This is a genomic window from Streptomyces yaizuensis, assembly GCF_034961445.1.
Lineage (GTDB): Bacteria > Actinomycetota > Actinomycetes > Streptomycetales > Streptomycetaceae > Streptomyces > Streptomyces yaizuensis.
Genome location: NZ_BSBI01000001.1, coordinates 1043077 through 1064443 on the forward strand (window position 1 = coordinate 1043077; position 21367 = coordinate 1064443).

The 21367-nt window shown below is 74.5% G+C and carries 18 protein-coding genes and 1 pseudogene; 11 read left to right on the forward strand and 8 right to left on the reverse strand.

What is annotated here, in order from left to right:
- Positions 1 to 34: 34 nt before the first annotated feature.
- From SYYSPA8_RS03865 to SYYSPA8_RS03875, 3 genes are all read left to right on the forward strand, one after another.
- Positions 35 to 805, forward strand: a complete 771-nt coding sequence (locus SYYSPA8_RS03865) for an AfsR/SARP family transcriptional regulator (protein ID WP_323445465.1) — start codon at positions 35 to 37, stop codon at positions 803 to 805.
- 113 nt (positions 806 to 918) lie between these two features.
- Positions 919 to 1200, forward strand: a complete 282-nt coding sequence (locus tag SYYSPA8_RS03870; protein ID WP_323445466.1) for a hypothetical protein — start codon at positions 919 to 921, stop codon at positions 1198 to 1200.
- Positions 1197 to 1451 (forward strand): hypothetical protein, encoded by a 255-nt coding sequence (locus SYYSPA8_RS03875; RefSeq protein ID WP_323445467.1) that lies wholly within the window; start codon positions 1197 to 1199, stop codon positions 1449 to 1451. Before SYYSPA8_RS03870 ends, SYYSPA8_RS03875 begins: the two co-directional genes overlap by 4 nt.
- A gap of 1166 nt (positions 1452 to 2617) precedes the next feature.
- On the opposite strand, the gene SYYSPA8_RS03880 is transcribed toward SYYSPA8_RS03875, so the two are convergent.
- The 4 genes from SYYSPA8_RS03880 to SYYSPA8_RS03895 all read right to left on the reverse strand — a co-directional run bounded on the left by SYYSPA8_RS03880 (position 2618) and on the right by SYYSPA8_RS03895 (position 10010).
- Positions 2618 to 6295 (reverse strand): CHAT domain-containing protein, encoded by a 3678-nt coding sequence (locus SYYSPA8_RS03880; protein WP_323445468.1) that lies wholly within the window; start codon positions 6293 to 6295, stop codon positions 2618 to 2620.
- 315 nt (positions 6296 to 6610) lie between these two features.
- A complete protein-coding gene (locus SYYSPA8_RS03885; RefSeq protein WP_323445469.1) occupies positions 6611 to 7540 on the reverse strand; it encodes a hypothetical protein in 930 nt (309 codons plus the stop codon).
- Positions 7541 to 7762: 222 nt separating this feature from the next.
- Positions 7763 to 9067 carry a cytochrome P450 gene (locus SYYSPA8_RS03890; protein WP_323445470.1) on the reverse strand — a complete coding sequence of 435 codons (1305 nt, stop codon included), beginning with the start codon at positions 9065 to 9067 and terminating at the stop codon, positions 7763 to 7765.
- Between the two features lie 478 nt (positions 9068 to 9545).
- Positions 9546 to 10010, reverse strand: a complete 465-nt coding sequence (locus tag SYYSPA8_RS03895) for a GNAT family N-acetyltransferase (protein ID WP_323445471.1) — start codon at positions 10008 to 10010, stop codon at positions 9546 to 9548.
- Positions 10011 to 10200: 190 nt separating this feature from the next.
- Here SYYSPA8_RS03895 and SYYSPA8_RS03900 point away from each other — a divergent pair, with 190 nt between their 5' ends.
- The 3 genes from SYYSPA8_RS03900 to SYYSPA8_RS03910 all read left to right on the forward strand — a co-directional run bounded on the left by SYYSPA8_RS03900 (position 10201) and on the right by SYYSPA8_RS03910 (position 13903).
- Positions 10201 to 11709 carry a hypothetical protein gene (locus tag SYYSPA8_RS03900; RefSeq protein WP_323445472.1) on the forward strand — a complete coding sequence of 503 codons (1509 nt, stop codon included), beginning with the start codon at positions 10201 to 10203 and terminating at the stop codon, positions 11707 to 11709.
- An 86-nt stretch (positions 11710 to 11795) separates the two neighbouring features.
- Positions 11796 to 12344 (forward strand): hypothetical protein, encoded by a 549-nt coding sequence (locus SYYSPA8_RS03905; protein WP_323445473.1) that lies wholly within the window; start codon positions 11796 to 11798, stop codon positions 12342 to 12344.
- Between the two features lie 41 nt (positions 12345 to 12385).
- Complete coding sequence (locus SYYSPA8_RS03910; RefSeq protein ID WP_323445474.1) at positions 12386 to 13903, forward strand: FG-GAP-like repeat-containing protein; 1518 nt, start codon at positions 12386 to 12388, stop codon at positions 13901 to 13903.
- 163 nt (positions 13904 to 14066) lie between these two features.
- Here the strand turns inward: SYYSPA8_RS03910 and SYYSPA8_RS03915 are convergent, their stop codons facing one another.
- Entirely contained in the window at positions 14067 to 14705 is a 639-nt protein-coding gene (locus SYYSPA8_RS03915) for a TetR/AcrR family transcriptional regulator (protein WP_323445475.1), read from the reverse strand.
- 199 nt (positions 14706 to 14904) lie between these two features.
- Between SYYSPA8_RS03915 and wrbA the strand changes: the two genes are divergently transcribed.
- Entirely contained in the window at positions 14905 to 15537 is a 633-nt protein-coding gene (wrbA, locus tag SYYSPA8_RS03920; protein ID WP_323445476.1) for an NAD(P)H:quinone oxidoreductase, read from the forward strand.
- Between the two features lie 134 nt (positions 15538 to 15671).
- The gene (locus SYYSPA8_RS03925) at positions 15672 to 16247 is read left to right on the forward strand and encodes a hypothetical protein (protein WP_323445477.1); all 576 of its coding nucleotides are present in this window, start codon (positions 15672 to 15674) and stop codon (positions 16245 to 16247) included.
- 51 nt (positions 16248 to 16298) lie between these two features.
- Here SYYSPA8_RS03925 and SYYSPA8_RS03930 read toward each other — a convergent pair whose 3' ends face one another.
- Positions 16299 to 16940 (reverse strand): nucleotidyltransferase domain-containing protein, encoded by a 642-nt coding sequence (locus SYYSPA8_RS03930; protein ID WP_323445478.1) that lies wholly within the window; start codon positions 16938 to 16940, stop codon positions 16299 to 16301.
- Between the two features lie 125 nt (positions 16941 to 17065).
- Between SYYSPA8_RS03930 and SYYSPA8_RS03935 the strand changes: the two genes are divergently transcribed.
- Positions 17066 to 17707, forward strand: coding sequence for a DUF1326 domain-containing protein (locus SYYSPA8_RS03935; RefSeq protein ID WP_323445479.1), 642 nt, complete (start codon positions 17066 to 17068; stop codon positions 17705 to 17707).
- A gap of 241 nt (positions 17708 to 17948) precedes the next feature.
- On the opposite strand, the gene SYYSPA8_RS03940 is transcribed toward SYYSPA8_RS03935, so the two are convergent.
- Positions 17949 to 18482, reverse strand: a complete 534-nt coding sequence (locus tag SYYSPA8_RS03940; protein ID WP_323445480.1) for a putative immunity protein — start codon at positions 18480 to 18482, stop codon at positions 17949 to 17951.
- A gap of 66 nt (positions 18483 to 18548) precedes the next feature.
- Between SYYSPA8_RS03940 and SYYSPA8_RS03945 the strand changes: the two genes are divergently transcribed.
- Positions 18549 to 19244: an SMI1/KNR4 family protein gene (locus tag SYYSPA8_RS03945; protein ID WP_323445481.1), complete on the forward strand. Its 696-nt coding sequence runs from the start codon at positions 18549 to 18551 to the stop codon at positions 19242 to 19244.
- A 154-nt stretch (positions 19245 to 19398) separates the two neighbouring features.
- Complete coding sequence (gene lysA / locus SYYSPA8_RS03950) at positions 19399 to 20748, forward strand: diaminopimelate decarboxylase (protein WP_323445482.1); 1350 nt, start codon at positions 19399 to 19401, stop codon at positions 20746 to 20748.
- A gap of 422 nt (positions 20749 to 21170) precedes the next feature.
- On the opposite strand, the pseudogene SYYSPA8_RS03955 reads toward lysA, so the two are convergent.
- Positions 21171 to 21367, reverse strand: a pseudogene (locus SYYSPA8_RS03955) (IS630 family transposase); the annotation flags it as partial.

A 21367-nucleotide genomic window follows, 5' to 3' on the forward strand; every position in this document is an offset into this window, starting at 1 on the left:
ATCGCTGGAGCCGACATCGCCCGGGGGAAATCATATGAACAGACCGGCTCATGTCATGACGCTGAGACTGCTCAAGGGCTTTGCTCTGTCGGTCGATCACATACGGGTTCCGATGTGCTCCAGCGCGCAGCGGCTGATCGCCTTTCTGGCGCTCCAGGGCATGCCGCGCACCCGCGCCTTCGTCGCCGGGACACTCTGGCCGGACGTCACCAGCTCCCGTGCCCACGCCAACCTCCGGTCCTCCCTGTGGCGTGCCACCCGGACCGGACACCCCGTCATCGACACCTCCACCCAGGAACTGGCGGTCTCCCGGCACATCACCGTCGACCTGCACGAAGCCGTGGCCCGCGCGCACCGGCTCCTCGACATCTCCCGCCCCTGCGACGACATCCTCACCACCGAGACCCGGGTCGACCTCTCCGCCGACCTGCTGCCGGAATGGCCGGAGAGCGAGTGGGTGCTGATGGAACGGGAGCAATACCACCAACTCCGGCTGTACGCCCTGGAGGCGATGGCGGAAAGACTGACGGCGGTCCGCCGGCACGGAGAGGCCGTCGCCGCCGGACTCGCCGCCGTCCGCGCGGAACCCCTGCGGGAAAGCGCGCACCGGGTCCTGGTGAAAGCGCATCTCGCGGCGGGAAACAGAGGCGCCGCGCTCCGGCAATATGAACAATGCCGGTGCATTCTCTCCGACGAACTGGGACTGGAACCCTCCCAGACCCTCAGAAACCTGCTCCCCGCCCCCACCCGCCCCACCGAACGGGCCCGGTCGCATCAGCCACCCCGCAGGGTCCCCGTGCGCTGACACCCCCCGCACACCGGCACGGCCGGCTCCCGGGCGCGCGAGGCGCGCACCGGACCGGCGAAAGTGCGCCCTGCCGGGCCTCCCAGGGCTGTGCCACGCTGGTGAATCGCTCGATGGACGGGGAGGTCGTCGTGCTCACCACGGTGGTGCAGGGCCGGAGGGTGGAGCTGCCGAACACACTGGGCGAGATCCGCTCCGCCCTGCCCGAAGCGAGACGGGAGGAGTTCGACCGGGTGATCGCCTCCACCCCGCTGGAACAGGTCCGGCTGGTCGCCGTCATGCGGTTCGCGCTCCCCGACGAGGCCCAGCAGGAGGACGCCGAACTGGCCGCGCGGATCGAGGCCGGCGACTGGAGCGGCGTCAGGAACGAGGACGGGACTTCCTACCAGCCGTGAGCCGCTACCGCATCACCTACAGCCACCGCGCCGAGACCGGACTCGCCTCCCTCAACCCCGGAGTACGCACCCAGGTCGAGCACCAGATCGCGCGCAGTGTGGGCAATGACCCCTACGGACACGGGTCCGCGCAGGTCGGCCGGGACAAGGACCTCCGCGACGCGACCATCGGACGCTTCGTCATCATCCGCTACAAGATCACGACCAACGCACTGGTGGTGACGGTGTTGAGGGCGGTGGCGCCGTGGTGACTGGGCGGTGTGGGGTGCGGGTCGGTTGTTTCGGTCACCCCGGGTGGGGTGCGGGGCCCTGGCGGGCGGCGGTGCGGATGCGGTGCGGGCCGGTTGTGTCGGTCGCCCCGGGGCGGGGTGGGGGTCCGTCCTCAATCTCCCCCAGACTTCGTCCGGGGGGACTCCCAGGGGCTGGTTTTGTGCGGGTTGTCGTCGGGGACCAGTCCCCGAGCCCCTGCGCCTCAATCGCCGGCGAGGCTGAATTTGCTCGGGTTGCCGGTGCCCCTGGGTGTGGGGTGCGGGTGGTTGTCCGGTGGCGGGTTGGCGGTGGCCTCCGGGCTCACCTCCTCGGGGTCGGCGGACTACGGGTCATCCGTCCAGCGCAAGCCGGACTTCCCGCCGATCCCCTGCGGGGGCGACCCTGCACCCCCCACCCACACACCCCAGGAACACCCACCAGCTCACCGCACACAGGGTCATCGGCCCGAACGGGGGAAAGAACACGGGCCAGGCCCACCGCCCCGGCCCAGCCACGACACCCCCCGCTCCGACGACGACCTTCGTCCGAAGCCCACCCGGGACGACCCGGGACGAAACGCGAGCCCGCACCCCTTTTCCCCCGCCTGGGGTACCGGCCACCTTCGCGTGGTCCGTGGGTGGGGGTGCAGGGTCGCCCCCGCAGGGGATCGGCGGAGGCCGACCCGAACGGGACCTGGTGAGTACGCTCGCCGACCCCGAGGAGGTGAGCCCGGAGGCCCCGCCAACCCGCACCACACCCGGTCCCGGGCCGACCCGAGCAAAGTCCAGCCTCGCCGGCGTTTGAGGCGCGGGGGCCTCGGGGGCTGGCCCCCGACGACAACCCGAGCAATTCAGCCCGTCCGGCGTTTGAGGACGGACCCGCACCCCACCCCAGGGCGACCGACCGGAAACAGCCGCACCGCCACCCCTGGGGCACCGGCAACCCGAGCAAATTCAGCCTCGCCGGCGTTTGAGGCGCGGGGGCCTCGGGGGCAGGCCCCCGACGATAACCCGCACAAATTCAGCCCCGCCGGCGATTGAGGCGCAGGGGCTCGGGGACTGGTCCCCGACAACGGACCCGCACGGTGCGGGAGAACCCGCGCACCCACCCGCCCCGCGGCAACCCGCACAAACGTGACTGCGGGACCACCCCGACACGCACCGCTTCGTCACCCCGCCCCCGCCGAGGGCACCGCCCCGGGTGCCCGGGACCGGGGCCCGTGGTTCCCGGGGTGTCCCTGGTGGGTGAAGCCGGCCCAGGCCGCGATCCGTTCGAGGCCCGGCCGTGTCATCTCCCGCAGCAGCTCGCCCCGGAACGAGGGCGGCGGTCTGCGGGCCGGGTTCAGCATCCACAGCTGGGCCCGGCACAGGGCGTCCGGCGGGGACAGCCCGTCGACGGCCACCAGATGGTGGAAGACGGCCATCAGTACGGCCGACGCGTTGTCGGGGACGGTCCAGCGCGAGCCCACCACGTCCCGGGCGCCCCGGGCGACGAACGCGGTGGCGAGGGTGAGTGCCTCGTCGTGGTCGCGTCGGCTGAGGTCGGTCTCACAGGCGCTCAGCACCACCAGGGGCCCGGCCTGGGGCCCGTCGGCGGTGTCTTCGGCGGCCCCCGTGCCGGCGGCTCCGTCCAGCACCGCGCTGACGGTCAGCAGACCCCGGTCCGCGGCGGCGCCGTCGGGGGGCGGCTCCGTGCCGTCCGGGGGCGCGAGTTCGAGCGCGGACACGGTGGGCTCGGTCCCGGCGGAGGCGTGCGAGGCCACGTGCAGCAGGGACAGCGGCTTCCCGGCTCCGTCCGGCGGTGGCGCGAACAGGGCCAGCACCTCCGCCGGGGTGCCCGCGCCCGCCACGGGTACGGGGGCGTCGTCGTACTCCCCGTACAGCCGTGCCCCCGGGTAGTACGACTTGTACAGCCCGATGACCTCGTCCGTGGCCCCGACCAGGTCCATGGTGGGGTCGGCGATCAGTACGGGTGCCGAATCCACGGGCAGTTCGGCGCGTGCCAGGGACCGCAGGAACTGGGCGCCGGACGCGGCGTAGCTGACGGTCGCCATCGAACAGAAGTGGCGCGTGGTGCCGGGCTCAGGTGAGAACCGGGCCGCGTGCCAGGGCACCACCCCGAGCCGGCCGCAGGCCACCAGGACCAGCCGGAGCCCGCCGGGCCGTCCGGTGCGGCGGTGCGGGTTGGCCCCGAGCTGTTCCGCGAATCCCCGGACCAGCGGCCCCATCGCGGCTTCCCAGGCCCAGTCGCAGAGCTTTTCGAGCGCGTCCTCCCAGGTGCGTTCCGCGTCGTCGGGGTCGATCCGCGCCCCGTCGTCGTCCGCCGCCGGGCCCCGGGCCGCCGCGGCGTCGAGATAGCGTTCCAGCGGTCGGCTGTGCGCGAGGTGCGGCAGGATCATCACCCCCGGCTTGACATCGGGTCCGAGGACGAGGGCGTAGCCCGGCTGTCCCCGGTGCGAGGGGATCAGATGGACCAGGGCGTCCGCGTCGGCGGCCGCGATGCCGGCCCGCAGTTCGTCGACGGTGGGTACGGGGAACGGGTTCGCGTCCGCGCTCCGGAACCCCAGCGTCTCCAGGGCCTGCCGGCGCAGGGTGCTCGGCAGCCCCGACAGGGTCCCGGGGCCGTTCTTCGGCACGGCGCGGGCCCGCCAGGCGTCGGCGAGGTCGGGGCGCCCCCGTGCGGTGAGGAGTCCGGGGACGTCGGTGGAGACCGACGCGGCGTGCAGCACCATGGCCCGGCCGAACTCCAGGATGTCGACGGCCTGCTCGACCCAGCCGTTCGAGGCCGCCCAGCCGGCCGCCTCCGTGGCCCGTTGGGTGCCTTCCCGGGCGACCCGCAGCCCGTGTTCGGCTCCGCTTTGGAGCAGGACGTTCGCCGCGACGGCGCGCAGGGACTCCCGGGCCGCGCCGGTCGCCGCGTGCAGATCGGAGGCGAGGGCCCAGCGGGACTGGTAGGCGCTCGCGAGCCGCCAGAGCGCGTCGGGGTCCCCGGGGCCGGACCGCTCGCCGTCCGTCGGCGTCGCGCGGGCCCGTTCCAGCTCCTCGATCGCGCGGTCGAGGTCGCCGGGGTCGCCGGTCTGACCGTAGAGGAAGACATGGCCCGTCCCGGCGGCCCAGTGGCGCTCGGCAGCCCGGTGCGGTGCCACGGCCGGTGCGTCCTCCGGCGACGACGACGACGGCGGCGGCGACGGCGACACGTCGGGGTCCGGCTGCGCGCCACCGTCGGCGGCCGTGGCGCTGCCGCTGTCCTGCGATGCGGTCGGCGCGGCATCGGCGTCCCGCAGTGTCCGCCGCAGGATCTCCGGGTCGTCCGTCAACCGGGCCCGCAGGGCGCTCAGCCCGATCCGGGCACCCTCCTGCCAGGGCAGCAGGGCGTCGAAGGGCAGGGCGGCGGACAGTTCCTCCTCCATCCGCCCCACACCGGCGAGCGTGCGTTCCGGGTCGCCGGATATCCGCCCCTGCTCCATCAGCGCCTCGCCGAGCACCATCCGCACCCCCGGACCCAACCAGGGCTGTTCCGCGCACTCCGTCGACAGGGCTTCCAGCTCGTGGACGAGATCCGCCAGCGCGTCCGCGTCCGCCGCCCCGGCGGCCCGCTGCACGGCGGCATGCAGCGACATCAGCCGGACCGGGGCGTCCGCTTCCGCCCTACCGATCGGGAGGATGTCCCCGGACAACTGCTCGGCGGCCGCCTGGTCGTCCTCGCTGCCTCCGAGCCGTGCCGCCATCCGGAGCAGCATCGACTGCTGATGGCGGAGCAGCGCCACCATCGGATCGTCCGGGGGAAGCGTGTCGATGGTGCCGCGCAGGATGCCCAGGGCGTCGTCGAGGGCGGCCGGATCCCGCTCGGACATCGCGGTCGTCAGCCGGGACAGCGCCGAGGCGTGCGCCGCGAACGCCATCTGGGCCGATCCGGGCTCCGTGCCGCTGCGCAACCGGTCGTCCACCACCGCCCGCAGCCGCCGGGCCTCGGGGGAGTCCACCATGTCCGGCGCGAAGCCCGCGAACAGGTTCAGCACGGAGGCGAGCATCGCCTCCTGCTCCTCCGGGGACGGGACTCCGGGGCCCTCGGCCGCACCGCAATCCGTGGCCCCACCCGAACCGGTCGCCGCCGGAGCGTCCGTGGCGCCCCCGTCACCGGAGGCCTCCGCCAGAAGCGCCGCGAGGAAGGGCGGCAGCCCCTCGCGCAGCGGATGCCCCTCCGGCAGCTCCCGGAACACGTCCGGCAGCGCGGCATCGGCCTCCGGCCCGCCCGCCCGCACCGTCCGCAGCAGATCGGCGTACCGGAGCAGCTGCTCCCGCTCCTCCCCGCCGATCATGTCCGGCAGTTCCGTCAGGGCCGGCGCGCTCTCGACCAGCAGGTCCACCAGTTCCCCGGCCCGCTCCGTGAAGTGCTCCGCGCCGCGTGCCAGCTGCCAGTCCAGGAGCGTGGCCGAATCCACGGGCCGGCCGTCGGCACCCGGCCGGTCCCGCATCGCCAGGAACTGGTACAGGGCGGCCCGCGCCGCGTCGGTCCCCGGACGGCCCCGCAGCACGGGCCGCGCGGCGCGCAACAGCCCCTCCGCCTCCGCCAGATCACCGTCCACGGCGGCGGGCCCGATGCCCCGCAGCGCCAGCAGCGCACCACGCCGGTACGCCAGCGCGGCCCGCAGCGGCTCGTCCGCCTCCCCGTCCCCCAGGAACCGTGCCACCTCCAGGAGTTCGCGGAGCGCCGCCTCGACCTGTTCGATCGTGGGCCGCCCCGCCGCGCTCCCGGGCAGCAGCTCGTCGGCCCGCGCCGCGGCATCCCCCGCCCAGGCGCGCACCCCCCGCACTCCGCCGCTCTCCGTACCCCCGTCGCCGCTCATCCCGCCCCCGTCGCCCCGTTCGCCGCCGTGCTCCGCCCGGTGTACGACGCTAGGGCCCCGCCCCGCCGCGGTGGAAGCCCCGGGACCCGTCCGCCCGGGAGTCGGCCGCGAAGCGCCCGGGAGTCGCCCAACAGGGTCGCCGCCCGCGCACCCAGGGGCCGGTCGGCACCGGAGGAGGGCCGTCCACCCCGTACCGCCGGCTGCCGTCGGGCCGACGGCGTGCCACTTCCGCGGTGGCCGGACCACGGAGTCCCGGCCTGTGCCGCCCGTGACGGTGGCGACCGGCGACAGCGGCGCCGGATCCCCGGCCCGGCGTCAGCGGCCGTTCGCGCAGAACGCCGCCGGCCGCACCGAGCCGCCCTGGTTCTCGTCATCGCTCCCGAGGACCGTGTCCGGGACGCCACCCCGGCACGCCAGCGCCTCGATCTTGTGACCGGTGAACACCTCCAGCAGCACCGGCCCCGGATACGGCGCGAACCCGGGCCCCAGGAACAGACCGCCCGTGACACGCCCCACGGCGTACACGGCGCTGTCGAACGGCCCGTCGTCACCGGGGTCGGACGCGGCCGAGGTGAGCACCTCCCCGGCCGGTGACACCTCCAGATCGCTGATGTGCCGGACGTCCGCCCCGGGATACGGCACCCGTACGGTGTGGGACGTCCGGGGCCCGAAGGAGAGGGTGGCCCAGTCCAGCCGGGCCAGATGCACGACGGCGGGCTCCTGGTCACGCCCCCGGTGCGCCCACAGGGCCGCCAGCGCCCCCGCCCGGCGCACCAGCGCGAACCCCTCGTAGTTCTCGGCGTGGGCGCCGTCGGCGACACCGGGGACGGTGAACTCCCGCAGCGCCCGCACCGAGGCGCCCTCCAGCCGGATGTGGAAGCCCCGGCCCGAACTCTCGAACGCGACGAACTCGCCGGGCCGCCCCGGCACCTCGGCCAGCGCCTCCAGGTCCACCGGCAGCCGTTCGCCGACCCACTGCCGCTCCTCGGCCCGCGCGGGCCCGCCCGGCGCGAAGCGGATCCGGGAGACCCGCGCCTCCCCGGTCCGCTTGTTGTCGTGGACCGCCAGGACATCCGCCTCGTCCCCGGTGGCGCCGGCGACCGCCAGCCCGCTCAGCCCGTGGGTGATGCCCTCCCCGGTCGGCAGCCAGCCGTCCTCCGCCGTGGCGCTGGGAGCGGGGGCGGCGCAGGTCAGCGCGGCGACGAGGACGGCGGCGGCCCGCACGCCGGTACGGAGGGTCTTCATGGGCCGCACGCTAGGGCGCCCGCCTGCCCGCCCCGCGACGGCACGCCGGATCCGGTGGCACGGCCGCCCTCATGGCCCCCTCGACGGTCGCGGCCTCGCCCGGGTCGGGCCGCGTACCGTCCTCAGCGCGCTGCTCGGCCGCTTCCTCCGGCGCCCCGGCCGCACCGCTGGAGGAGCTGCGCGTACGGATGACGCACGCCGGAGGTTTCCAGGAGCTGCCCGTCACCCGGTGCCCCGCCGCTCCGCCCCGCCCTCCGCGGCCGACGGGACCCGTACCCCCGGCCGCTGCGGACCGGCGGTGACCAGCAGACCGCCGACACTGTTGATGATCAGTGAGGTGGCCGGCGGCCCCGGCGGACCGGCCGGACGCAGCCCGGGGAAGCGCAGGAACAGCGCTTCGAGGGCGGTGCGCAGTTGCAGCCGGGCGAGCGGGGCGCCGAGGCAGAAATGCGGGCCGTGCCCGAAGGCGAGATGGGGTTCTCGGCCGTCGGGCACACGGAACCGGTCGGCGTCCGGGCGCCGCCGCGGATCGCGGTTGGCGGCGGTGTAGCAGAGCAGCAGCGCGTCGCCCTGCCGCACCTGCCGGCCGCCGAGCACGACGTCCTCCCGGGAGAAGGCGAAGGGCAGCGAGAAGACGCTGGAGTCGTACCGCAGCGCCTCTTCGACGACGTCGTCCCAGGAGATGTCCGCGGCCAGGACCCGCCGCAGCTGCTCCGGGTGGTCGAAGAGCGCGCGCACGGTGTTGACCAGGGCGCCGACGGTGGTGTCGAAGCCCGCTCCGAGGAGGAGCCAGAGCGTGTCCCGTGCTTCCCGGCGGGTCAGGCCGCCGGTGCGGGTGGCCCGTTCGAGGTCGGCCACCAGGGAGGCGTCGGTGCCGGTGGTGGCGTCGGGCTCCGCGGCGCCGCCTCGCGCGCCCGTGACCCCGTCCGCGGCGCCGTCCAGCAGGCGGTCGAGGAGGGCATGGATCTCACCGCTCAGCCGCGCCGACTCCCCGGGCGTCAGCGCGGCCCGCGACAGCGCCCGCAGGACGAGGGAGGTCGCCTCCGGCCGCTCCTCCCCGGGGACGCCGAGCAGGGAGCACAGAACATCGAGGGCGAGCGGCAGCGCGTACCCGGTCCGCAGATCGACGGGGTCCCGCAACGGTTCCAGCGCGTCCAGCAGGGTGTCGGCGGTCCGCTGGACGGCGGGGCGCAGCGCGGCCACCCGGCGGGCGGTGAAGGCTCCGGAGGCGACCCGCCGCAGCCGGGTGTGGTCGGCGCCGTCGGACGTCAGCATCCACTGCCGGCTCAGATGGTCGATCATCGGCCAGTCCGGGGGAATCTCGCCGTTGCGCAGCGCTCGCCAGTGCGCGGGGGAGCGGGAGAAACCGGGCTGGGTCAGCACGGTTTCGAGTTCGGTGTGGCCGACGACGGCCCAGCAGGGCACGCCTCCCGGCCACACGGCGGGCACGACGGTTCCGTGCGCGCGCAGGGCACGGGCCAGCTCCTGTGCGTCCTGATGGGGGTCGAGTGCGATACGGACCGGCACGGCGGGCCCTTTCGGTGGAGACGGAGACGGCGACGGAGGGAAGCGCCGGGAGCGGATCCGGTCGCGGCGCTTCCCTGTGTCAACGGTGTCAACGGCGCACCGGGTACGGCCGGTACGGACCGCCGGCCGGCTGACGGAGCGCATCCGGCCAGGCGGTGTCCCGGCCTACGACTGCCCACCGCGCGACCCGCTCAATCCGGCGGCGGCACGCCCCCGGCCTCCCGCCGGCCGTGTCGTGCCGGGCCCCGTCCACGGCCCGGACACTGCGGCCCTCCGGACCGGGCCGTGGACGGCGCCGATGGTGGGGAGTTCCCGGTGCGCGCGGCCCCGGGGCCCCGGCGCCGGCCTCCGGCACACCTCCGCCGGGTCTGCCCGCTCGACGGGCACGGACCCGCGGTTTCGGCCCGCCCGGTGACGCGGCCGCGGACAGGGCCGCCCCGCCCCCGGCGGCATGTGGCACCCGGCCCCGTACCGGGTCTCAGACCAGCTCCAGCGCCCCGACGGTCTGCCCACCGCTGGTCTCCCCGGTCGGCCGGAATCCGAGCCCCAGATAGAAGCCCTCCGGGCCGTCCGCCCCCGGATGCCAGGTGACCACCAGACGCGTCCCCCCGCGCCGCCGGATCTCGGCCGCGACCGCCTCGACCGCGAACCTCCCGTACCCCCGGCCCTGTTCGTCCGCCGCGATATTGAGACGCCACAGCCCGGAGCGGAGGTCACCGCTCCCGTCGCCGCCCCAGTCGATATCGAGGAAGGCCATCAGGAAGCCGACCGTCCGGCCCTCGTGCCGGATCAGGCGCGGCCAGGCCGTGCCCGGGTGGACGTACGCCTCCGCCAGGGACCGCACCACCGGCTCGACCAGGTGTTCCTGGTCCGGGCGGATCCGTACGGCGAGGGCGTCGTCCAGGTTGGCGGGGGTGATCTCGACCAGGTGCGGTGTGCTCATGGCGGCACCCTAATGCGGCCGTGATCCCCACTCTCCGCCACCCCTCACCGCCCCGGCGGCCGGAAATCGCGGTGATGGGCGATCCGGTGCAACCCTTCGGCGGCCAGGGAGGTCATGCAGGCGCATGCCGGAACGTCGAACCGGCGTCAAACCGGCCCGGCCGACGAGCAGTTCACTGGGGAGGACCACGATGAAGGCACGCGAGACCGTACGGGCCACGGCACTGGCCGCCGCGATCGCCGCCGGGGCCGGCGCGCTGACCTCACCGCCGGCGGTCGCCGCTTTGACCGACGCACGGGCCCGGCCGGTGGCGAAGCCGTCGGACTTCGACGGGGACGGCCTGCGCGACGTGGTGGTCTCCGCGGCCAACGCGACGGTGAACGGCCGGGCCGGGGCCGGATACGTCGCCGTCCTGTACGGATCCCGCACGGGCGGCCCCCTGGCACGGAAGCAGATCATCCATCAGGACTCGGCGGGCGTACCCGACCGGGCCGAGGACGGCGACCGCTTCGGCGGCGGGCCCGTGACGGGCGACTTCGACCGGGACGGCTACACCGACCTCGCCGTGTCGGCCCCGGGCGAGGACATCGGCGAAGGCGCCGACGCCGTCCGGGACGCCGGAAGCGTCGTCGTGGTCTGGGGCGGACGGAAGGGCCTTTCGGGCGCCACCACCGTCCATGAGGGCGGCGCGCCGGACCTCCTTGTGGGCACGTCGCTCGCCGCCGGTGACTTCGACGGCGACGGGAAGCAGGACCTGGTCGCCGTGGAGCGGCGCGACGGGCTGCGGCAGATCTCCGGACCGTTCCGCCGCGACGGTTCGCACGGCGGCACGACCCTGGAGGGCAACCCGCACGAGTTCCACCGGTTCAGCTTCCTGGACCTCGCGGCCGGTGACCTGAACCGCGACGGCAGGACCGATCTCGTCCGGACCACCGAGAGCTATGGACAGCTCTCTGGCTACGGCACCCTCTTCCGGATGGGCACCCCCACGGGGCTCGGCCCGTGGCAGAGCTTCGGCGCGGCGCGGTTCAGCGGCGACAACGCCGATATCGGCGACGTGAACCGGGACGGCTACGCGGACATCGTCATCGGCCGCACCCAGGACGGCGACGACGAGGACGTGTACATTCCCACCGCCAAGGGCGGCATGATCACCTGGATCCCCGGCTCCGCGAAGGGGCCGCTGCCCGCCCGGGCGCGGGCCTTCAACCAGGACAGCCCCGGGGTGCCGGGTATCGCCGAGGGATACGGCGGCGGGTGGAGCCGCGACGAGTTCGGCACGGGCGTCTCGGTCGGCGACGTGAACGGCGACGGCTACGGCGACATCGCGGCGGGCGTCCCCGGAGAGAGCTTCGACAACATCGAGGAGGCCGGTTCCGTCGTCCTGCTGCCCGGCACCAAGGACGGCCCGACGGGCCGGGGTTCGCGGGTGTTCAGCCAGGACACCGCCGGGGTCCCCGGCGCCGCCGAACACCGCGACAGGTTCGCCGGCACCACCACCGTCACCGATCTCGACGGCGACGGGAAGGGCGAGCTGATCGCCGGTGCCCCGCTGGAGAACCGGGCGGCCGGGGCGGTGTGGGTCTTCCGGGGCAGTGCCGCCGGGGCCACCGCGAAGGGATCCCTCGCCTTCGGGGCCGGGTCCCTGGGCACCTGGGGCGCCCGAGGGGGCCTGGGCGGCTCCTTCAACGACCGCTGACCGGCGCCGCTCCCGGTGCGGGGAGAGCGCCGCTGTCCCTGCCGCCGCTCCCTCCCCGAGCCGCTCCCCTCACAGGAGGAACGACCATGAACGCACGTGGAGCGCGCCACGTCCTGGGTTCCGCCGCCGTCCTCGCGGTCGCCGGTGCCCTGACCGTCCCGGCCGCCGCGCACTCCGCTCCTGGGGAGGTCCCGCCCGCCACCACCGCGGCCGCCGCGCCGCAGCGGGAGGCGACGGCACCCCCGGCGGACGTCGACGGCGACGGCTACGGGGACCTCGTCGTTTCGGCGGCCGGAGCCGGCACGGCGACCACGGCGACCACGGCGACCACCGAGGAGGCCCTGACGCCGGGCTGCACGGCCGTGCTCCACGGCTCCCGCACCGGCCCCCTCCACGCCCGCCGGCACATCGTCCACCAGGACAGCCCCGGCGTGCCGGGCACACCGGAGTCCGGTGACGCCTTCGGCTCCGTCACCACCACCGGCGACCTCGACCGGGACGGCTGCACGGACCTCGTCCGCCGCCGGGGTGGATACCAAGGGCGCCATCACTTTCGGACAGGGCACTCTCGGCCTCCACCCCGACGCGCAGGACGACTTCGGCGTCAGTTTCGGCCAGTAGCCCCCGCCCGGTGACCGAATCCCACGTACCCACAGACCCCTGGGAGAGCCAGACCATGAAGCCACACGGAGCAACCGCACACGGACCGGTCCGCGCACGGCGCCCCGGAGCCCGGCACACCCTGGCGCTGGCGGCCGCGATCGCGGTGGCCGGCACCCTGACCGCGCCGGTCGCCGCCGCCGCGCCCGGGGACGGGACACGGCAGGGGAGCACGGCCCGGCCGGCGGCGCAGCCGGAGGACTTCGACGGTGACGGTCTGCGCGATGTCGCCGTCACCGCGCCCCGGGCCTGGGCCGGCGGCAGTTACCGGGCCGGATACGTCGCCGTGCTCTACGGCTCCCGGTCCGGGCCGCTGACCGGACACCGGCAGATCCTCCACCAGGACATCGACGGGATCGCCGGGGCCGCCGAGCCGTACGACTGGTTCGGCACCTCCGTGACCAGCGCCGATCTCGACAGCGACGGCTACACCGACCTGCTGGTCGGGGCCGCCCGCGAGGACATCCGCCAGACCCGGGACGCGGGTGCCCTCTACGTCGTCTGGGGGAGCCCGCAGGGACTCGCGGGCTCCGCCGTGCTCCGCGACGGCACCACCGAGGGCGGGGAACTGGGCGACCAGGTCGTCGCCGGCGACTTCGACGGCGACGGCGACCAGGACGTCGCGAGCGTCGAGGCGGACGAAGTGCGGGTGCTCTCCGGGCCGTTCACCCGCACCGGGGCCGCGACCTCGGCCGCCACGGTCCCCGGCGTACCCGACACGGAGATCCGGGACCTGGCCGCGGGGGACGTCGACGGCGACGGCCGCACGGACATCGCGGCGACCTGGTACGGCAACGGCGACGTGGACGCGGCCGGGACGACGGGCCTCCTGCTGGGCACCGCCCAGGGGCCCGGCCCCATGACCGCCGTCGGCACCGAACGGCAGGGCGGCGACAACGTCGAGATCGGCGACATCGACCGGGACGGCTACGGCGACCTCGTCATCGGCCGCTCCCTCGACGGCAACGAGGGCGCCCCCACCATCCCGACGGCCAAGGGCGGCATGGTCACCTTCGTCCCCGGCTCCGCGCGGGGACCCGTTCTCGCGCGGACCCGCTCCCTCGACCAGGACAGCCCAGGTGTCCCCGGGACGGCCGAGTGGGGCGACGCCTTCGGCCGGGGCCTGTCGGTCGGCGACACCGACGGCGACCGGTACCCGGATGTCTCGGTCGGCGTCCCCGGGGAGGACATCGGCCCCGTCAAGGACGCCGGTTCGGTGGTCGTCCTGCGCGGCACCCGGAACGGGCCGACCGGAGCGGGCGCGATGTCCGTCGGACAGGACACCCGGGGCGTGCCCGGCACGGCCGAGCGCGGCGACGGCTTCGGCTCGGCGACCGACCTGACCGACACCGACGGCGACGGCAGGGCGGGACTGATCGCGTCCGCCGTGTACGAGAACGCGGGCAACGGATCGGTGTGGGTCCTGCGCTCCACCGCCGCCGGGATCACCCCGTCCGGGGCGTACACCTTCGGGGCCGGCACCCTCGGCATGCGCGCCGCCGGCGCCTGGCTGGGCAGGACCGTCAACGACTGACGCCCCCTTGCCCGTTCGACCGGATCGCGCCGGACGCACCGCTCGCCCGTCCGACCGGATCGCGCCGGACGCACCGCTCGCCCGTCCGGCCGGATCGCGCCGGGCGCACCGCTCCGTACGGCACCCGGCCGACGCCCCGGCAGCCCTGCGCACGGTGGCCGGATCAGTCCGGCAGCACCCCGGCGACCAGGTCGTCGACGCACTTCTTGATCTGCTCCGCACTCTGCCCGCGCTCGCGCGTGAGGTGGGTGATGAGGCTGGGCGCGAAGGGCGCGAGCAGCAGATGCGCGAGGAGCGGGGCGTCGGCCGCCGGACGCACCCCCCGCACCAGCAGGGTCAGATGGGTGTGCCTGGCCAGATAGGAGTCGTGGTGGTAGCGGCCGATGGGGGAGGCGTTCTCCCCGGCGAGGAGGAGCGCGCGCTGATCGATGACGCGGTCCGCCAGCGCGTACAGAAAGGCACGCAGCCGCTCTCCCGGCGGTGCGCCGGGGCCGAGGGGCGGCGGTCCGGCCATGAACGCCTCCTGGAACTGCTGCTCCCGCTCGTCCAGGAGGGCCGAGAAGAGCTGGGAGACATCGCCGAAGCGCCGGTAGACCGTGCCCACCCCGGTCCCGGCCGCGCGGGCGACCGCGTTCATGGTGAGGGCGTCGGGGCCCTGGTCGGCCACGAGCCGGGCGGCGGCGTCGAGGATCTTGCGCCGGTTGTGCGCGGCGTCCGCGCGCGGGCCGGGGGGCGCCGGGGCGGGCGCGGCGGGGAAGGGGACGAGGGGGAGGTCGACGGGCCGGGAGTCGGGGGAGTGCACGCGCGAACTCCGTTCTGTCCCGCCCTGCCGGCCGGACGTCTTGCGCGGGGTGGCCGCCGTGGCTCCCGTACCCCGTCTCTCTGCCCCCGAGTCTAGCGGATAGCTATCCGGTTAGGGCTTGCCAAGGGTTCGTTGAATCACATACCTTCCTGGAAGCGGATAGCTATCCGCTTCTGTCGCCGCTGCCGAAAGGGCCGTCATGACCACCCCTGTCACCCCCAGGATCGCCGTCGTCTACTACTCGTCGACCGGGAGCGTGCACCACCTCGCCGAGGCTGTCGCGGAAGGCGCGCGGCAGGCCGGAGCCGAGGTGCGGCTCCGCCGGGTGGCCGAGCTGGCCCCGGACGCGGCCATCGACTCCAACGCGGCCTGGCGTGCCCACGTCGACGCCACCCGGGGCGTCGAGATCGCCACCCACGACGACCTCGAATGGGCCGACGCCTACGCGTTCGGCACGCCGACCCGCTTCGGCAACGTCGCCTCCCAGCTCAAGCAGTTCATCGACGGCACCGGCGGCCTCTGGCAGCGCGGCGTCTTCGCCGACAAGCCCAGCACCGCGTTCGTCAGCGCCTCCAACCTCCACGGCGGCAACGAGTCGACCCTGCTGGCCCTGTACAACACGCTGTACCACTGGGGCTCGCTGATCGTCCCGCCCGGCTACACCGACCAGACCGTGTACGCCGCCAACGGCAACCCCTACGGCACCGCCCACGCCTCGGGCGCCGGCGAGCTGCCCGGCGCCAACGTCCTCGACGCCGCCCGCTACCAGGGCAAGCGCCTCGCGGACATCACCTCCCGGCTGCTGACCGGCACGGCCGGCACCGGCGCCTGACGCGCCGTGCGAACCCGGCAGGGCCCGGCTTGACCTCAGGTGCACCTGAGGTTCGAGGATCGGGGGCAGCTCCCCGATCCTCCCTGCCGGGTCCCCCGGGAGGGGGCCCGCACCCACCACGCGCAAGGACCACCGTGAACTTCGGCACCCCTCTCACCGCCCTCTTCCCCGGAGCCTCCGGCCGTACGGTGACGGCTCTCGCCGCCCACCGGGAGACGGCGGGCGGCGACGCCCTCGGTGTCGAACGGCTCGCCCGCGAAGCCTCGGTGGCCGCCACCCAGCTGGAGACCGTGCTCTTCCGGCTCGGGCTGCTGGGCATGCTGATGCCGCGCCGGCGCGGCGAGGAGGTGCGCGTGGTCGAGGGACACCTCGTGTGGGACGCGCTGACCCGGCTCACCGATCTGCGCGGTCACCTCGTGGACGAGGTCCGGCGCCGGGTCGCCGAGTCCCTCGACCCGGCCCCCGCGCGGCTCGCGCTCTTCGGGAAGGTCGCCGAGGGTACGGCGGCCCACCCCGCCGATCTCCTGGAGATCGTGGCCGTGGCACCGGAGCACGCCCCCGGTGACTGGCCCACCCGGCTCGACACGCTGGCGCGGGAACTCTCCCGGGACCTCGGCAACCTCGTCCGGGTCCATCTGGTGGCGGACCCGGACGAGGCCCGCCACCGGGCCGGCCCGGACGCCGTGGTGATCGTCGCCCCGCAGGCGTGACGCCCCGGACGGTCCGCCCGCCGGTCAGCCCGGGCCCGGGCGCGGCCCGCGTCACCGCCCCGCCAGTTCCGCCAGCCACGGATGCCCGGGGTGCACGCGCTCCAGCCACCCGCTCAGGGCGTCCCGCCGGGCCCGGCCCAGCAGCGGCAGCACGCCGTCGAAGTCGGCCCGGTCCTTGGGCCGTGTCGCCTTCGCCTTGAACAGCAGGACCAGTTCGGGCGCCAGGTAGGGGATCCCGTCCGCCGTCCGCTCGATGATCCTGTCGTACGGAAGCCGCAGCCCCGCGTCCCGCCGGCAGATCCACGTCCCGCCCTCGTGCGGCTCGCGGAAGACATCGAGCAGGAACCGGCCGCTCGCCGGATCCCGCAGCCAGGTCTGGTGCGTGGCCGCCAGTTCCCCGGCTCCCGCCCCCGCCCAGACCCGCCCCGAGCCCACCGCGTCGAACACGTACGCGGGGAAGCGGTCCCGGATCTCCGGGAACCCCGCTGCGGGCACCGCGATCTCCAGATCGCCGTGCGGCCGCGACGGGGCGCCGCGGAACAGATCGAGCGCCCACCCCGCCGCGACGCACCACGGCGCGCCGACCCCGTCTAACCGCTCCGCCACGTCCTCCGGCCGCCACGAGTCCGCCCACCGGGCGTCCAGTTCGTCCGGGTCGAGTACGACGCCGCCGGGCGGCAGGGATTCGGTCATCGGCCCAACGTACCGCCGCAGCCCTTCCGTATACCCCCTATGGGTATTTGACGCGGTCGCGGCCGCCGGGTTAACCTCCCGTCAGATGCATACCCCGCCGGGGTATTTGCGAGAAGGGAACGGCGATGAGTGAGACGAACTGGCACCTCAAGGGCGAGTGGTTCGACGTGTGCAGCTGCTCGATGCCCTGTCCTTGCACCTTCGCGCAGGCGCCGACGGACGGCGCCTGCCTGTTCACGCTCGTATGGCAGATCCATGAAGGGCACTTCGCAGACGTGCGCCTGGACGGCCTGGGCGTCGTGGCGCTCGGCGAGTTCGCCGGGAACATGTGGGTGGACGACCCCGACGCCACGATGAAGGCGATGTTCTACATCGACGCGAAGGGGACGCAGGAGCAGCGGGACGCCCTGGAGGAGATCTTCCGGGGTAACGTCGGCGGATGGCCGGGCAAGTTCGGTTCACTGATCAGCGAAGTGCGCGAGGTGCAGTACGCCCCGATCCGCTTCGACGCGGCGGCTGACCTCGCGTACTGGCGCGCGACCGTGTCCGACAAGGTGAGCGTGGGGGCCACCGCGCTGACCGGGCCCACGTCCGACCCCGGACGCCGGGTGCAGCTGATCAACGCCCCCGGGGCGGAGGTGGGGCCCGGCCAGGTGGCGACGTGGGGTGTGGTGAGCGCGGACCGCGCCGAAGGCTTCGACTTCTCCCGCGAGTACCGCGGCGGGTCCAGCAAGCACTTCCCGTTCGACTGGCGGCCGGACGCGTAACCGACAGCCGCGCGGAAGCTCCTGGCGGGACGGCGCGGAGGTGACACCGCCCGCCCGTCAGGGGCTGCACGGTATCCGGACTCCGGGCGGCACTCACCTCACCGACGCGACTGCTGCCGTCCCGCACGGACAGGACACCGGACAGGACATCGGACACGGCGTCGGACAGAACGGCGCACGGGTTGGCGCGCGGGGCCGCGTTCGAGACCCCGTGCGCCGACCCGCGCGAGTCGGAAGAGACTCACCGGCGAAGGCGGGCGTCCAGCACACGGATCAACTCGCCGACCCGTCCGCCGCCGGCCGGTGCCACCGGAAACCGTTCGAGGACATCGACGACCACAGGTGTCGCACGCTGCGCCATGCGCTCGACGTGTCCGGCTCCCACACTCCGATCGTCGCCGGCGGCGAGTTCGGCCGCCCTGGCCGCATGGGCGCCCGCGCCGAGAATGTGCTTGACCTGCGTGGCTTTGGCCAAGGGATGCAGATACGCGGCGCCCGCCGAGGCCATCGCCGCCCGCGCCGCCTCGCACGCGGCCGGGCTCTTTGCGTCCTTGGCCGCCCGGAGCGCCGCCCAGGCCATGTCGCGCAGGGCCTTTCCCCGCTCGCCGCCCCGGGCGAACTCCCACGCGGCACCGATCGCATCCCGGGGCCGCGAGTCGTCCGGCCGGTCGGCCTCGAAGAGCGTGAGCACCGCCTCCGCGCACACCGCCGCGAACGCGGTGACCTCACGAAGGTCCTGCTTGCTCAGAACGATTCCGCTCACGTCCTCCTCCATGGTTCCATCGTCCCCCACCGCGGGGGACGGCGGGGAACTGTCAGTGGGCGACCGTAGGCTCCGCGCATGAGCGATCAGTTGTGGGCAGGGATACGGGAACGCGTCGCGGCGCTGGGCGCCCTGGAGCCGGCCGGAAAGGTCTTCGGGGCCGCCGGGCACGGCTGGACCCTGGCGGACCCACTGTCGAAGGACGAGGTCACCGGGTTGGAGGAGCAGCTCGGGGTGGTGCTCCCCGAGGAGTACCGGACCTTCCTCACCCGGGTCGGCGCGGGCGGGGCGGGACCCGCCTACGGCCTCTTCCCCGTACGGCACACGGAAGGCCGCTGGAGCTGGGACGGCGACAGCGCGGACCTGACCGATCTCTCCCTGCTGGCGCGGCCGTTCCCCGGGGCGCACCCCGCCGCGGACGCCGTCGACGCCCTGCGCGCCCAGTGCCCCGACGAGGACGACTTCGCCGGCGTCGAGGACTTCGAGACCGCGTACGAGGCGTGGGAGGAGCGGTGGGCCGACGTCTTCCTCGACCCCGCGCGCACCGCCGGGGCCGTCGTGATCTGCGACCTCGGCTGCGCGCTGCGCGAGTGGCTGGTCGTCAGCGGCCCCCACCGCGGCACCGTCTGGTCCGACCCGCGGGCCGACGACGCCGACCTCGAACCCCTCCTCGACCGCGAGGGGCACCCCCTCACCTTCCACCGCTGGTACACCCGCTGGCTGGAGGAGGCCGAGAGCACCACGCGCGGTACGGCCCCCGATCCCGCGGCCTGACCGCCCGGCGCACGCCCCGACAGGCCGCCCGGGCCACGGGGGAGGGGGAGCCGGTCAGCATCGGAATTCTCGATGCTGACCCCCGGAAGAATCCGCTTTGGTCTCCTTGGCCGAGGACGGAGGATGGCTGTGAGTCCGGCCACGGGGAGGAACCATGACCACCGCCATCTCCCCGGACCTGCTTCCCCTCACCGCCGAGGACGGCCCGTCGGGCCTGTCCGTCGGCGGTGTTCCGCTCGCCGAGCTGGGGCGCAGGTTCGGGACACCACTGTTCGTGTACGACGAGGAACACCTGCGGCAGCGGTGCCGGGAGGCCATCACCGCCTTCGGGCCGGGGAACGTCGCGTACGCCTCCAAGGCGTTCCTGTGCACCGCCATGGCCCGGCTCGCCCACGAGGAGGGCCTGCTGCTGGACGTCGCCTCGGGCGGTGAGCTGCGGGTCGCCCTGCACGCGGGCGTGCCCGGCGACCGGATCGTGGTCCACGGCAACAACAAGGACGACGGCGAGCTTCTCGCGGCGGCCGCGGCCGGGGTGCGGCACATCGTGGTCGACAGCTTCGACGAGATGGACCGGATCGAACGCCTCCACGCGACGGCGGGGATCGCCCCGGTACCGGTGGTGCTGCGGGTGGCGCCCGGCGTGGCGGCCGGGGACCACGAGGCGATCCGTACCGGGGGCACCGACTCCAAGTTCGGGTTCGGACTGGCCACCGGGGACGCCGCGGCAGCCGTGCGCCGGGCCCGGAAATCGGCCGCGATGGTCCTCGCGGGCGTCCACGCCCACGTGGGCTCGCAGGTCCTCGACGCGACGCGGCTCGCGGACGGCGCCGCCGCCGTCGCCCGGTTCGCGGTCGGGGCCGGGGTCGACGGGCTCACCGTCGGCGGCGGGCTCGGAGTGGCCTACGAGGCCGGGCAGACCGTCCCGTCCTTCGCCGACTGGGCGACCCGGGTACGGGCCGCCGCCCGGGACGCGGGCTGGCGGGGCGAGATCACCGTCGAGCCCGGCCGGTCGGTCACCGCGCGGGCGGGACTGACCCTGTACCGGGTGGGCACCATCAAACGGATCAAGGGCATCCGGACATATGTCGGCGTCGACGGCGGGATGAGCGACAACCTCCGCCCCGCCCTGTACGCCGGCCGGTACGAGGCGTTCCTGCCCCGCGCTCCCCACGCGCCCCGCCCCCTGCGCGCCCGGGTGGTCGGCAAGCACTGCGAGAGCGGCGACGTGATCATCGACGACGCGGCGCTCCCCGCCGACCTGCGCGTGTCCGACCTGCTGGCGACACCGGTCACCGGGGCGTACGGCTACGCCATGGCCTCCAACTACAACAAGCTGCCCCGGCCCGCCGTGGTCTTCGTCCGGGACGGCGACGCCCGGCTGGTGGTACGGCGCGAGACCTGGGACGACCTGCTGCGCCTGGATGTGCCGGGGCCCGGGCCCGGGGCGGCGGGGGACCACCGGGCGGACCTGGCCACGGGCCGGCACCCGGCCACCGCCCAGTGACCTGAGTTAAAGAACCCCAGGTAGTTCCTGCCGGATGCCGGATGCCGGATGCCGGATGCCCGATGCCGGATGCCCGATGCCCGATGCCCGATGCCCGATGCGCCGACGGCGACCACGCGAGGCCGCCACCGGCGGCGTTCGCGAGCGCTGTTGGATGCCGCGCGTGAACCGGAGCCGACGATCTGCCGGAGAACTTCCGACTCAGGTCACTGGGGGTCTTTCGTGTGGATCAGGCTGGATCAAGGAGCGGGGTCTGGTGCGTGGGGTCTCCCCAGGCCCCCAGGGCCCGGGGGGACGGATCGCAAGGCGGAGGATGGGGGTACTCGCCCTGACTCCGCCGGGGGCACCCCCACCCGGGCCCCAGGCCCAGGGGGAGTGCGGTGCCGGGCCACCCGAGCCCAGCGAGATCCGTCAGACAGGCCCTAGTGACCTGAGTCGGAGATTCGTCGGCAGTAGTGGGCGACTTTGTCGAGGATCTCGTCGGCGGTCTTGGTCCAGATGAACGGTCTGGGGTGTTCGTTCCAGTCGGTGAGCCAGGTGCGGATGTCGTGTTCGAGGGCCTGGACGGAGCGGTGGACGCCGCGCTTGAGTTTCTTCTGCGTGAGCTCGGCGAACCACC

Bases quoted from the DNA above. Each gene is read 5' to 3' on its own strand.
- SYYSPA8_RS03865 (WP_323445465.1), top strand. From the start codon at position 35: ATGAACAGACCGGCTCATGTCATGACGCTGAGACTGCTCAAGGGCTTT.
- SYYSPA8_RS03870 (WP_323445466.1), top strand. From the start codon at position 919: ATGGACGGGGAGGTCGTCGTGCTCACCACGGTGGTGCAGGGCCGGAGG.
- SYYSPA8_RS03880 (WP_323445468.1), bottom strand. From the start codon at position 6,295: ATGAGCGGCGACGGGGGTACGGAGAGCGGCGGAGTGCGGGGGGTGCGC.
- SYYSPA8_RS03885 (WP_323445469.1), bottom strand. From the start codon at position 7,540: ATGAAGACCCTCCGTACCGGCGTGCGGGCCGCCGCCGTCCTCGTCGCC.
- SYYSPA8_RS03895 (WP_323445471.1), bottom strand. From the start codon at position 10,010: ATGAGCACACCGCACCTGGTCGAGATCACCCCCGCCAACCTGGACGAC.
- SYYSPA8_RS03900 (WP_323445472.1), top strand. From the start codon at position 10,201: ATGAAGGCACGCGAGACCGTACGGGCCACGGCACTGGCCGCCGCGATC.
- SYYSPA8_RS03905 (WP_323445473.1), top strand. From the start codon at position 11,796: ATGAACGCACGTGGAGCGCGCCACGTCCTGGGTTCCGCCGCCGTCCTC.
- SYYSPA8_RS03910 (WP_323445474.1), top strand. From the start codon at position 12,386: ATGAAGCCACACGGAGCAACCGCACACGGACCGGTCCGCGCACGGCGC.
- wrbA (WP_323445476.1), top strand. From the start codon at position 14,905: ATGACCACCCCTGTCACCCCCAGGATCGCCGTCGTCTACTACTCGTCG.
- SYYSPA8_RS03930 (WP_323445478.1), bottom strand. From the start codon at position 16,940: ATGACCGAATCCCTGCCGCCCGGCGGCGTCGTACTCGACCCGGACGAA.
- SYYSPA8_RS03935 (WP_323445479.1), top strand. From the start codon at position 17,066: ATGAGTGAGACGAACTGGCACCTCAAGGGCGAGTGGTTCGACGTGTGC.
- SYYSPA8_RS03940 (WP_323445480.1), bottom strand. From the start codon at position 18,482: ATGGAGGAGGACGTGAGCGGAATCGTTCTGAGCAAGCAGGACCTTCGT.
- SYYSPA8_RS03945 (WP_323445481.1), top strand. From the start codon at position 18,549: ATGAGCGATCAGTTGTGGGCAGGGATACGGGAACGCGTCGCGGCGCTG.
- lysA (WP_323445482.1), top strand. From the start codon at position 19,399: ATGACCACCGCCATCTCCCCGGACCTGCTTCCCCTCACCGCCGAGGAC.